We start from the raw sequence: 12,882 nt of genomic DNA on the forward strand, positions 1-12,882 counted from the left end.
ATCATTGTATCCATAATCGGTTACAGTAACAAATAATCATAGCTCCCCCGCCCTAAATAGAGCGAAGGGAGTCGTTAAGCAGAGTGTTCAGATGAATGAGAAGTGGGTTTCGTTTTTAGACGATGAGAGAGGAGGAAACCAAGAATACCTGCGCCCATTAATATGATAAATAAAGATTGAAAACCACTTAATATACCAATTAAAGTAGATGAAATGATACTTCCGAAATATCTAAAGGTAGAAAAAATCCCAGATGCAGAGCCGGATAAACTCTGATCAACAGATGTTAAAGAAGCCATCTGCATGCTAGTCATGCCAATACCTGATGAGATCCCCCCAGCGACTAATGTGATGATAAGGAGTGGTAAATTTGGGTAGCTGCTTAGTGTGATCAGCATAACACCTGATAAAGTAAGACAGAGAAATGAAAATCGAATCATTTTTTTGGCGCCTTTTATTGGATGGAGCTTTGCCCCGAGTAATCCACTAATAGACATACAGAGTGAAAAGATCGAAAGGAAAATCCCGCTTTGTGTATGAGAAAGCGCGAGTTTTTGCTCCATAAACAGCGGCATAATGAGAAGAATCGCGTACATCACAAAATTACTAAGCATGATAGAAAGGTTAGCGTTCGTAAAGGTACTGTTTTTAAATAATGTCAAATCAATGATGGGATTTGTAACTTTCCGTACGTGTTTGAAAAATAAAGGAATGGAAATGACCGCTAGAACGCCATAGATCATGTATTCGTTTAATAATTGGCTTTTAGTAAACAAAATGAGTGTGGCGATCCCGATTGTTAAGTATAACGAACCGATGATATCTACATTGGCTTGTAAACGCGTATGTTTCATCTTCGGAATCATAAAAACGCCTGTCACAAGTGTGAGAATTAAAAATGGTATATTCACTAGGAAAATGGAATGCCAGTCAAAGCTCTGAATGAGAATAGAGCCGATAAAAGGTCCAAGTGCGGCACCAATTCCCGCTCCAAAACCGAAAAAACCCATAGTTTTAGAAAGCTTTTCATGTGATACTGTTGCTCGAATTAAAGCAATGCTGTTCGGTGTTAATATAGCTCCGCCTGCCGCTTGAATTGATCGGAAGCTAATAAGAAAAGCAAGATTAGGTGCGAAAGCACATCCAATGGAGCCAATCAAAAAGAGTATCACACCAGCTAAATACATGCTGCGGTGGCCGTATATATCTCCCAGCTTACCCGCAATAGGTTGAGTGACTGCCATGACAATTAGATAAATCGTGACCACCCAAGTAATGTTTGATATGGATTGATCGTAATAAGTTGATATGGATGATAGAGCGACTGCGATCATGGTTGAATTGACTGGAACTAAAATAGCTCCAAGAAGCAAAGAATAAATGATCAAGTTCTCTTTTTTAAGATTCAATGTGTTTACCACCTTTGTAAAAAAGAAGAATTTCACCCAATTAAGTGGGGGAAATTCCTCTCATGAAAATGTGTGTGCATGTCTCAATAAAGTCTTCTTTTTGTGTTAAAACAAGCTGAATGTCTTGCTCTAGCTGTTGAATGAAAAAGCCAAAATACGTGCTAATAAATATATCTGCATAGATGTCTTCTTTTCCTTCTAATACACGATGCTGAGCACTCATTTTTTTGAAATAATGAATCAGCATATCTCTCAATTCTTGAGGATAAATTTTTTCATGGTCTGTTAAATCTTTAAACATAGCGGGTTCTCTCATGCTGATATAGATAAATTCTTTTTTTGAAGTCAAATCTTCAAGGAAATAGCTACCGAGAAATTTTAAATCGGTGTATAAATCGTCTTTAAATTCAGCTTCAAGGGTTTTGGTCGGTGTTGATTTCATTTTCATAATGGCAGCAATCACGCCGCGTTTGTTTTTAAAGTTACGAAAAATTGTCGCTTCACTTACATTCGCTTTTGTCGCAATTTCTTTTGTCGTTGTTTTTTGATAGCCCTTTTCAGACAATAATTCCATTGTTGCGCGAATGATCCGCTGATTTGTTGATTTTAACAAGCATACTCACCTCAGGTTATGAATGTGTTTGCAACAAAGTAAGTATACCGATAAAATCTGTGACCGCCAATATGATCCAAACGGTGACGACTATGCCCGTGAATGCTGATTTAATAACTGGATACGCCCATTGGCTCCATCTACTGTCACGAGGTCACCAGATTTTAGTTTTTCAGTTGCGATTCGTGTACCTAAGACAGCAGGTATCATATATTCTCTAGCGATAATAGCGGAATGGGACAAAATGCCGCCAGAATCGGTGATGACTGCTTTTGCGTCTCTAAATAAGCTGGTCCATAAAGGTGTCGTTGTTTTACAAACTAAAATGTCATCTTTTTCAAATTGTGAAAATTCATCAGCAGATGTAATGACTCTGACTCTTCCGGAAGTAATGCCGCTAGATGCACCAATTCCATAGATTGCATCGTCTGTGTTGTTTTCATTTTCCCTTAGCGAACCAAGCATTCTTTCTACTTGCTGCAATTCAGCTTCAGAAGGCGTTCCTGTATAAGCTGGTGGTTGGATGGATTCATTTTCCTTCATTTCAATTTTTCTTTGCTGAATGATCGAATCGTATGTGGTCGAAGTTGTGAGCGCATTGAGTACTTCATCATCGTAAAGATACCAAAGGTCTTCTTGATGAGGGATCGCTCCTTTTTGAACAAGAAGTTCACCAATTTTTAAGAGATAGAGTCTCGCTTTTGCATCTAACATGGCATCAATGTAAAAGTGATGATCATCTCGAATATTGGCTGCATGGAGTGCAAAATGATAAAGTTCCTCAAATTTTGTTTTAAACGCTTCATCTGTCACTTGACTGATAAACTCTTCATACGTTTCTTGCCTTTTGATCACGGCTTGTGCAAATTCTTCATCAAAATCAGATTGATACCGAATGTTGTTTCTAATGATGTCCAAGACAAATTCAGGATTTTCCACCCATGTTTCCTCTGTAAAATCATGGCTTTTAACAGACCGCCAACCATAGACTTGGAGAAAAGCTTCTACGTCGGAAATGAAGTTTTTTCCTTTATCTGTGTGATTGAGGGCAAATAATAGTTCAGCATTCGTTGAATGATGTTTAAATGCCTGAAGAAGCTCGGAATCTTGAAGAACGTCTTTTGCCAAGTGAGATAGCTTTTGATCTGTTTCAAGAGACTTGTTCATCACACCTATCATCATTTCATGCAGCAGAACGACTTGTGTTTGATCCCCAGTATATGTGACAAGCATGTCTTCAATGATCGCTGATAGAATGACTTGAGGTATGACAATATCAAAATGGTCGTCATACGCTCTTAGATAAATCTCCTTTAATTCTTGAAAGCCATTAATGGCTTCCTCAATTGTTAGCGGTTGAGTGATTTGCTGATCAAGTTTTTCGTATAATGGGAACAAGTTTTGCTTTAAAATGCGATACATTCTTTCGCTTAAACGAGGAAACATTTCGAATAGGCTCTCGTCAAAAACTGGTTCCTCTGACGCTTCTGGCATAGACGGTGAAGAATACAAATGACCTCTATAAAGCTTGATATCTTTAATATTAAGGTCTGGTACTTGATACTTCTCTCCGTTTTTCTTCATCCCGTTTTTTAAAGCAGGTATGATCAAACTTGAAAAAAGAGGACTTGTGGGTCCAGGCATATGATCGTCCATTGAGATCCAGAAGTCTTGCAGCTCTTCAGGTTTCATTTGAAAGGCTGCACCTGAGGAGCCATTTGCTGTATTGGAAAAAGAAGCAGTAATCGGTCTTGCTTGAAGTAAATAAAAAGTACCATCTGACATGCCGAATTCGATATCTACTCCATGTCCATAAAGTTCTTCTACTTGTTTTGTCATTTTCGTGATTTGGATCAATTGATCATCTCGAAGACAAAATTGGCCAGCCATCTCCTCACCTACGGGTTGTTCAATGACGCCCTCTTGACAGGGGACAATTTGCATTTCTTTTGTTCCTAGTGATTTTTCAATAGAGTACGTTTCTTTGTTTACAATAAATGTATCTGGCGTCACAAGGCCGGAGACGATGGCTTCTCCTAGTCCATAGCTTGCAGTCATCATGACTTCGTTTGTTTTTCCTGATACAGGATTCTCACTAAAGATGACACCAGAGATGTCAGAATGGATCAATCCTTGTACAACAACAGCCATGAGCGGCATCTCTTCCTCGTTCTCAATCATTTCTTCCTTATATTCTGTGACTCTTGCTGCGAAGTAAGACGACCAACATTCTTTGACGGCTTGCAAGAATTCTTCATTTGTTTTGATATTTAAATAGGTCTCGTATTGACCTGCAAAGGAGGCGCCTTCGAGATCTTCCGCAACAGAAGAGGATCGCACTGCAACGGATGGATATGTTTTCAACAATGATTGAAAGGATGAAAGTAATTCTGTCTCCATTTGTGAAGGAAACGAAGCTTCTGTGATTTTTCGGGCAAGATTTTGATCAGTTGGATGGAAATTGTGATATGAAAGAAAGCTTGCAAAGCTGTTCGTTTTAATAATAAATCCATCTGGAACTGGCAGTCCGTGATTGTTTAATTTAATTAAATTCACGCCTTTTGCCCCTGCGAGTGATGCGGATTCTTCAGCCGCATGAAATAATACTGAATACATGGGAATGCCCCCTTATCCAAATAGCCAATGGTTTCATTTGTCTCTTTTTGTTTTTTAAAATGATAGTGCGCACTATCATTTTCATCATAGAATTTATTGGATGTAACTGTCAAAGACGTAAAGACCTATCTTTAGAAAGGGGACGTTTTCACTAATTTTCCTCCTCATCTATATCAAAAGTCTTCAACCGAGAAGAAAAAAGCTGAAATTGAAAACTGTGAATTGTTCATTATGCCAATCTTTACTATAATCAAGGGAGTAGACCATGTAGAGGGAGGGTTTTTGTGATTACAAAAGCCATATTTGCACTTGTTTTTCCTTTCTTGCTCGTTATTTTATTTTCAAAGGTTACTTATAATCATTACGTTGGCATTGCATTAACAGCAGCGCTTTTATTTGCTTCGTATATGAAAGGCTATACAGAAACCTACTTTATCGTAGGATTAGATATTATTTCTTTAGTGGCCGGGGCATTGTTTATGGCCAAGAAAGAAGTCGAAAAAAGAGAGAAGGCTGAAAAACATCATTGATGTGATCCCTCTTGATGAAAAGAAAATGTTTTTGATTGCAGGAGCTGTGCTTACGATTCTAGTGAGTGCAGCTTTCTTTTTTGTGGTTTTTCTGCTGATCGAATATCTCGCTCCAAAATGTTCCATACTGAAAGGAAGGTTTCTTTAGAGGGTTATGAGCCACGGCAGAGAGGGTATGGTTGTATTGGAAATAAAAATCAAGTCAGACACGAACTTTAGTTCGTATTTTTGTGTTCTTTTATGATAATATATTCATTAGATAGATTTCGTAACGAAACGGAGGCTTTGATGTGAGTGACCGCTTTGAATTAGTTTCTAACTATCAGCCCCAAGGAGATCAGCCAAAAGCCATTGAAAAGCTTGTGGAGGGCATCCATCAGGGGAAACAGCATCAAACGCTGTTAGGTGCTACAGGTACGGGAAAGACCTTTACTGTATCCAACCTGATCAAAGAAGTGAACAAACCAACACTTGTCATTGCGCATAACAAGACACTTGCCGGACAATTATACAGCGAGTTCAAGGAATTTTTTCCAAATAATGCTGTTGAATATTTTGTGAGTTATTATGATTATTACCAGCCTGAGGCGTATGTGCCTCAAACTGATACATTTATTGAAAAGGATGCCAGCATTAATGATGAGATCGATAAGCTAAGGCACTCCGCCACATCCTCATTATTTGAGCGGAGAGATGTCATCATCATTGCCAGTGTGTCCTGTATTTATGGCTTAGGTTCTCCTGAAGAATACAGAGAGCTTGTGCTGTCTTTACGAACTGAAATGGAAATTGAACGCAATCAGCTTCTTCGTAAGCTGGTGGATATTCAGTATTCTCGTAATGATATAGATTTTCAGCGCGGAACCTTCAGAGTTCGAGGAGACGTCGTTGAAATTTTTCCTGCTTCACGAGATGAGCATTGTATCAGAGTGGAGTTTTTCGGTGATGAAATTGAACGTATTCGTGAAGTAGATGCTCTCACTGGAGAAATTCTCGGTGATCGTGACCACGTTGCTATTTTCCCAGCATCTCACTTCGTCACAAGAGAAGAAAAGATGGAAAAAGCGATTATTAATATTGAAAAAGAGCTTGAGGAACAGTTGGAAAAGCTTCGTGAAAACGGAAAATTGCTTGAAGCACAGCGTCTTGAGCAGCGGACAAGGTATGACCTAGAGATGATGAGAGAGATGGGCTTTTGTTCAGGGATTGAGAACTACTCAAGACATCTCACCTTACGTCCGCCTGGTTCTACACCTTACACATTGCTTGATTATTTTCCGGATGATTTTATGATTGTTGTCGATGAGTCACACGTGACCATCCCGCAAATTCGCGCCATGTACAATGGGGACCAGGCAAGAAAACAAGTGCTTGTTGATCACGGATTCCGTCTGCCGTCAGCACTTGATAATAGACCACTCACATTTGATGAGTTTGAAAAGCACATTAACCATATTGTGCATGTATCCGCAACACCGGGCCCATACGAGCTTGATAAAACGCCAGAGGTCGTGGAACAAATTATTCGTCCAACCGGTTTGCTTGATCCAATCATTGAAGTTCGTCCGATTGAAGGACAAATCGATGACTTAATTGGGGAAATTCATGCAAGAGTTGAGAAAAATGAGCGTGTGCTTGTGACGACTTTAACGAAGAAAATGTCTGAGGATCTGACAGATTATCTGAAAGAAATCGGAATCAAGGTCAATTATCTGCACTCAGAAATTAAGACACTAGAGCGGATTGAGATTATTCGTGATTTACGTCTCGGAAAATATGATGTGCTTGTTGGGATCAACCTTCTTCGAGAAGGTTTGGATATTCCAGAGGTGTCGCTCGTGGCGATTTTAGATGCGGATAAAGAAGGCTTTTTACGTTCAGAAAGATCCCTCATCCAGACGATTGGCCGTGCTGCAAGAAATGCAGAAGGCCGGGTTATTATGTATGCAGACAATATGACGAAATCAATGGACATTGCCATACAAGAAACAAAGCGGAGACGTGAGCAGCAAGAAGCGTATAATGAGAAATTTGGTATCACTCCGCAAACGATCCATAAGAAGATTCGAGATGTGATCAAGGCAACAAAAGTACATGAGGATTCAGAAGAATACGAAACAAAAGCAGCACCAAAGTTGTCAAAAATGAGCAAAAAAGAACGAGAAAAAGTGATCGAAAACATCGAGATGGAAATGAAAGATGCAGCAAAAGCGCTTGATTTTGAAAAAGCAGCAGAATTAAGAGATCTATTGCTAGAGCTAAAAGCGGAAGGATGAATGCCAGATGGCTATGGAACGAATAGAGGTGAAAGGGGCAAGAGCCCACAACCTTAAAAATATTGATGTCAATATCCCGCGCGATCAGCTAGTGGTCATTACGGGTTTATCTGGTTCGGGAAAATCGTCGCTTGCCTTCGATACCATTTATGCAGAAGGTCAGCGCAGGTATGTTGAATCACTGTCAGCCTATGCACGTCAATTTCTCGGTCAAATGGACAAACCAGATGTAGATGCGATTGAAGGGCTTTCTCCAGCGATTAGTATTGACCAGAAAACGACAAGCAGGAACCCTCGATCAACCGTTGGGACTGTTACAGAAATTTATGATTACTTGCGTCTATTATATGCTCGAGTCGGAAAACCGATTTGTCCTATTCATGGGATCGAAATTACATCACAGACGATTGAGCAAATGACAGACCGTATTTTAGAGTATCCAGAACGAACGAAACTGCAAGTGCTTGCTCCGATCGTATCTGGACGTAAGGGAACACACGTGAAAGTACTTGATCAAATTCGGAAGCAGGGCTACGTTCGAGTCAGAGTTGATGGCGAGATGGAGGACCTGTCAGAAGAGATTGAGCTTGAAAAGAATAAAAAGCATTCCATTGAAGTGGTGATTGATCGAATTGTCGTGAAAGAAGGCGTGGCTGCACGGTTGTCTGATTCTCTTGAAACGGCACTTCGACTTGGGGAAGGCCGCGTGATGATTGATGTGATTGGACAAGAGGAGCTGTTGTTTAGTGAGCATCATGCTTGTCCACACTGCGGATTCTCTATTGGGGAACTTGAGCCAAGAATGTTCTCGTTTAATAGCCCTTTCGGTGCCTGCTCAAGCTGTGATGGGCTTGGTTCTAAACTAGAAGTAGATCCAGAGCTTGTGATTCCGAATAAGGATTTGACTTTACGTCAGCATGCCATTGCCCCATGGGAGCCTCAAAGCTCACAATATTACCCGCAGCTTCTTGAGGCGGTATGTACACACTATGGAATTGACATGGATATTCCAGTAAAAGATATTCCGGCGCATTTATTTGATAAAATTTTATATGGCAGCGGCTCTGAGCTGATTTATTTTAAATATGAAAATGATTTTGGCCAGGTCCGTGAAAATGAAATCGAGTTTGAAGGTGTGCTTCGTAACATTGAACGGCGCTACAAGGAAACGAGCTCCGATTATATTCGGGAGCAGATGGAAAAATATATGGCCAATCAGCCATGTCCGACCTGTAAAGGATATCGCCTGAAAAAAGAAACACTTGCGGTTCTCATCAATGGCAAACATATCGGAGAAATGACCGATTTGTCTGTATCTGATGCCCTTGATTTCTATGAGAAAATTGAGTTGTCTGAGAAAGATTTGCAGATTGCCCAGCTCATTTTACGTGAAATCAAAGAGCGCTTATCCTTCTTAAATAATGTCGGATTAGATTATTTGACATTAAGCCGGTCTGCTGGCACATTATCAGGTGGGGAGGCGCAGCGGATTCGTTTGGCGACACAAATCGGATCAAGACTGACAGGCGTTCTTTATATTTTAGATGAACCATCGATTGGTCTGCACCAACGGGATAATGACCGGTTGATTGGGACATTGAAAAACATGCGTGATATCGGAAATACACTGATTGTCGTAGAACATGATGAAGATACGATGCTTGCCGCTGATTATCTCATTGATATTGGACCAGGTGCAGGGGTTCATGGAGGAGAAGTGATTTCAGCTGGAACGCCAGAAGAAGTCATGAAAGACCCAAAATCGTTGACTGGACAATATTTATCTGGTGAGAAATTCATCCCGCTTCCGATTGAGAGAAGAAAGCCTGACGGCCGATTCATTGAAATTAAAGGGGCAAAAGAAAACAATCTTAAAAACGTGAATGCGAAGTTTCCTTTAGGTGTCTTTACCGCTGTGACGGGTGTGTCAGGATCAGGGAAAAGTACACTTGTGAATGAAATTTTATTGAAATCCCTTGCCCAAAAACTGCACAGAGCAAAAGCGAAGCCAGGACAGCACAAAGAAATCAAAGGAATGGATCACTTAGACAAAGTCATTGATATTGATCAATCTCCAATTGGCCGTACACCAAGATCCAATCCTGCTACGTATACAGGTGTATTTGATGACGTGCGGGATGTCTTTGCGCAAACCAATGAAGCGAAGGTACGAGGCTATAAAAAAGGGCGATTCAGCTTTAACGTGAAAGGTGGACGCTGCGAAGCATGTCGTGGAGATGGCATTATTAAAATTGAAATGCACTTTTTACCTGATGTATATGTGCCTTGTGAAGTGTGTCACGGGAAACGTTATAACCGCGAGACGTTAGAGGTCACGTATAAAGGGAAAAATATTTCCGATGTGCTTGAAATGACGGTAGAGGACGCACTTCAATTTTTCGAGAATATCCCGAAAATTAAGCGGAAGCTGCAAACGATCTTTGATGTTGGATTAGGATACATTACACTTGGGCAGCCTGCCACGACATTGTCTGGTGGAGAGGCGCAGCGCGTGAAATTGGCATCAGAGCTTCACCGCCGTTCAAACGGAAGATCCTTGTATATTTTAGACGAACCGACAACGGGTCTTCATGTGGATGATATTGCTAGGTTGTTAAAAGTGCTCCAGCGCTTGGTCGAAAACGGGGATACGGTATTGGTCATTGAGCACAACCTTGATATTATTAAGGCAGCCGATTACCTTGTTGATCTAGGACCAGAAGGCGGTGCTGGTGGAGGAACGATTATTGCTTCAGGAACACCTGAACACATTGCTAAAGAAGAAGCTTCTTACACCGGTCGATACTTAAAACCGATTTTAGAGCGTGATCGTGAGCGAATGAAACAGTTAGTCAAAGAAACAGAAAGTGTGACATCCTCATAAAGAAAAACCCCTCCGAAAGAGGGGTTTTCCTTTTATTGCACATCTTCCTTTGGCATTAAGTTACTGAGGTGCGTTAAATCCTTTAAAATATGAGTGCTGCTACTATCGAGCAGTACTTTTAAATAACGGATATCACCATACTTCGGATGAGACGGATGAATGGCCTCTAGCTCCTTGATCATATCGCTGTTCATGCTTTTCTGTTTCTGTATAAGGTCTAAAAGCGTTTGTGCCGTGTGGTTAGCATTATGATGATCTGTCAAAATAATTACCCCCTATAATGATAATCACCATCTTTTCAACATATTTTAAAGGGTAATCCATGAAGAATCTACACTTAGGTGCAAAAAGAAATAATTTGTGTCTAAGGTCATATGTAAATCGAATGAGTTTGAAACTTTTTATACGCCATAAACGTATGAGTTAGAAAGGAATTTTCATCATGAAGGAGCGAATATATATGAACAGAGATCAGTCGATCATTGCATCTATTTGTTATTTTAGTGTATTTTTCATGCCGTTTATTGTACCGATCGTGGCATATTTTGTAGTGGATCAAAAGGAAACGAAACGGCATTCGCTGCGTGCATTGTGGTCACATGTTTTGCCAGTCGCAGCGTGTGTGCTGCTGGTTTTTGGAGCTATCCCCTTTTTATTGACGACACAGGCAAGCGACTCACTCGTTCCAGTGTTCACTGTACTTATCTTGTCCTTTTTAGTCGCCATTGGCTTTTTGATCTCTGTCATTTGGAATATCATTCAAGGTATTAAAGTGCTTCAATCTATCAAATCGTAGGAGGGCTTTGTATGAATGAAAAAGAACGAATTTTAAAATTAGTAGAAGACGGGACATTATCTGCAAAAGAAGCGATTACGCTGCTTGAAAAACTAGAAGAAAATCAGTCCATTTCACTAGAAAAATCAACGGCTGATCATACCTTTCATGAAGAAAAAGCTGGAACAGAGAATAAAGGAACTGGTACTGAAAACCTCGGTGCAAAGCTGTTTGGATGGTTAGATTCGGCAGTGAAAAAGGTCAAAGATGTCGATCTTGATTTGAACTTTGGACAGTCCGTTGACGTTGAACACATTTTTCAATTCAAAGACGCGGCACTGTCCCATTTAGATATTCAATTGGCAAACGGCAGTCTCAATTTGATGCCTTGGGATGATGGGGATGTTCGAGCAGAATGTCATGCGAAAATTTACCGTGCAGAGGATGGAGAGCAGGCAAGACATCAATTTCTTCAACATCTGGATTGCGGACTTGAAGGGGACAAATTTTTTATCCGAACTGAAAAGAAGACCATGAAGGTCAATGTCACTCTGTATGTACCACGTATCCAATACGATAAGATCAAAGTCAAACTGTTTAATGGACCGATTCGCGGGGAAAAGCTAAAGACAAAAGAACTGGCTGCAAAAACAACAAATGGCGTCGTCTCTTTTGCCTCTTTACAAGCAGAAAAAGTCGGAATTGAAACAGCAAATGGACAAATCAAACTGGCTGATCACGAGTGTGGTATGATTGAAGTAGAAACCATTAATGGGCTCATTGACCTGCGCGGGAAAAGTGAATCAATTGATGCACAGAGCTTCAATGGGAACATTGCTGTTCAGCTGTCAGATGAGAAATGCCGTTCGATCTATGCAAAAACGACAACAGGCAGTGTGGACGTTCAGATTCCGCGTGCTTGTGCAGTGACTGCGGAGCTGAAAAGCAATCTCGGATCGATCTCTCATGAACTGCTTGATGCAAATATGATTAAAGAGAAAAATGAAACATTGCAAAAAGAGAAAATGATCAAAGCCAATCAACAGGCGGAGCACAATATATCCATTTTTGCAGAAACAAAAACAGGCTCAATCCAAGTAAAGCACCAATCAGACAAGGAGTGATTCTACATGAAGAAGCTTTATCGTTCAGCGACAGATAAAAAAATAGCGGGTGTTGTTGGTGGACTTGCTGAATACTTAAGTGTCGATGCATCCCTGCTTCGTATTTTAACGGTGATCATCGGATTTATGACAGCATTTATGCCGATATTCTTGATCTACTTCATCTGGTATTTTGTTGTTCCGGAAGAAGGCACTAACTAAATGCTTAGATGGATCGTTAGTATTTTCGTCAATGCATTACTTTTAATCGTCATTGCTGGATATTTTGATTCAGGCATTCTGCCAGGCCTTGGTAGTGTGTATATTGAAGGTTTTGGCGCTGCGATTGTAGCAAGTATTATTTTGTCCTTGCTCAATATTTTAGTGAAGCCGTTTTTGATCATTTTAACGCTGCCAGTGACAGTACTTTCACTAGGATTGTTCCTCTTTGTCATTAATGCCATCACACTGATGATGACCTCAAGCTTTATGGGAGATAGTTTTAACATTGATGGGTTTGGAACGGCCATTTGGATGGCTGTCATTTTATCCATTTTCCATCTGCTCATACAAAAAGGAATCGTGGAACCGTTAGCGAAAAAAAGCTAACGGTTTTTTTGTGTGAATTTATATCGTTTCCCCGTTCCATCTGTCATAAAAACCGTCTTCAGGAGAC

The 12,882-nt window shown here is 40.3% G+C and carries 11 protein-coding genes; 7 read left to right on the forward strand and 4 right to left on the reverse strand.

Translation table 11 applies throughout. The features are described from left to right. Positions 1–74: 74 nt before the first annotated feature. From ACTJKA_RS01885 to ACTJKA_RS01895, 3 genes are all read right to left on the reverse strand, one after another. Positions 75–1,409: an MFS transporter gene (locus ACTJKA_RS01885; RefSeq protein ID WP_017357883.1), complete on the reverse strand. Its 1,335-nt coding sequence runs from the start codon at positions 1,407–1,409 to the stop codon at positions 75–77. A 40-nt stretch (positions 1,410–1,449) separates the two neighbouring features. Then, positions 1,450–2,022 (reverse strand): TetR/AcrR family transcriptional regulator, encoded by a 573-nt coding sequence (locus ACTJKA_RS01890; RefSeq protein ID WP_008348201.1) that lies wholly within the window; start codon positions 2,020–2,022, stop codon positions 1,450–1,452. A gap of 90 nt (positions 2,023–2,112) precedes the next feature. Further along, positions 2,113–4,638 (reverse strand): PEP/pyruvate-binding domain-containing protein, encoded by a 2,526-nt coding sequence (locus ACTJKA_RS01895; RefSeq protein ID WP_265153777.1) that lies wholly within the window; start codon positions 4,636–4,638, stop codon positions 2,113–2,115. A gap of 284 nt (positions 4,639–4,922) precedes the next feature. Between ACTJKA_RS01895 and ACTJKA_RS01900 the strand changes: the two genes are divergently transcribed. From ACTJKA_RS01900 to uvrA, 3 genes are all read left to right on the forward strand, one after another. Further along, the gene (locus tag ACTJKA_RS01900) at positions 4,923–5,168 is read left to right on the forward strand and encodes a CsbA family protein (RefSeq protein ID WP_008348197.1); all 246 of its coding nucleotides are present in this window, start codon (positions 4,923–4,925) and stop codon (positions 5,166–5,168) included. Positions 5,169–5,458: 290 nt separating this feature from the next. Beyond that, entirely contained in the window at positions 5,459–7,444 is a 1,986-nt protein-coding gene (gene uvrB, locus ACTJKA_RS01905; RefSeq protein WP_113746940.1) for an excinuclease ABC subunit UvrB, read from the forward strand. 7 nt (positions 7,445–7,451) lie between these two features. Continuing rightward, positions 7,452–10,328 (forward strand): excinuclease ABC subunit UvrA, encoded by a 2,877-nt coding sequence (uvrA, locus tag ACTJKA_RS01910; RefSeq protein ID WP_017357887.1) that lies wholly within the window; start codon positions 7,452–7,454, stop codon positions 10,326–10,328. 32 nt (positions 10,329–10,360) lie between these two features. Here uvrA and ACTJKA_RS01915 read toward each other — a convergent pair whose 3' ends face one another. Further along, positions 10,361–10,591: a hypothetical protein gene (locus tag ACTJKA_RS01915; RefSeq protein ID WP_008348188.1), complete on the reverse strand. Its 231-nt coding sequence runs from the start codon at positions 10,589–10,591 to the stop codon at positions 10,361–10,363. Between the two features lie 197 nt (positions 10,592–10,788). Here ACTJKA_RS01915 and ACTJKA_RS01920 point away from each other — a divergent pair, with 197 nt between their 5' ends. The 4 genes from ACTJKA_RS01920 to ACTJKA_RS01935 are packed head-to-tail and all read left to right on the forward strand — an operon-like array spanning position 10,789 to position 12,815. Continuing rightward, positions 10,789–11,124 (forward strand): hypothetical protein, encoded by a 336-nt coding sequence (locus ACTJKA_RS01920; protein ID WP_008348186.1) that lies wholly within the window; start codon positions 10,789–10,791, stop codon positions 11,122–11,124. Between the two features lie 11 nt (positions 11,125–11,135). Beyond that, positions 11,136–12,227 (forward strand): DUF4097 family beta strand repeat-containing protein, encoded by a 1,092-nt coding sequence (locus ACTJKA_RS01925; RefSeq protein WP_076821163.1) that lies wholly within the window; start codon positions 11,136–11,138, stop codon positions 12,225–12,227. Positions 12,228–12,233: 6 nt separating this feature from the next. Further along, complete coding sequence (locus tag ACTJKA_RS01930; RefSeq protein ID WP_008348183.1) at positions 12,234–12,428, forward strand: PspC domain-containing protein; 195 nt, start codon at positions 12,234–12,236, stop codon at positions 12,426–12,428. Then, a complete protein-coding gene (locus ACTJKA_RS01935; RefSeq protein WP_007500042.1) occupies positions 12,429–12,815 on the forward strand; it encodes a phage holin family protein in 387 nt (128 codons plus the stop codon). Positions 12,816–12,882 lie beyond the last annotated feature (67 nt).

The organism is Bacillus sp. 22190 (assembly GCF_052045575.1).
Taxonomy (GTDB): Bacteria; Bacillota; Bacilli; order Bacillales; family Bacillaceae; genus Bacillus; species Bacillus altitudinis.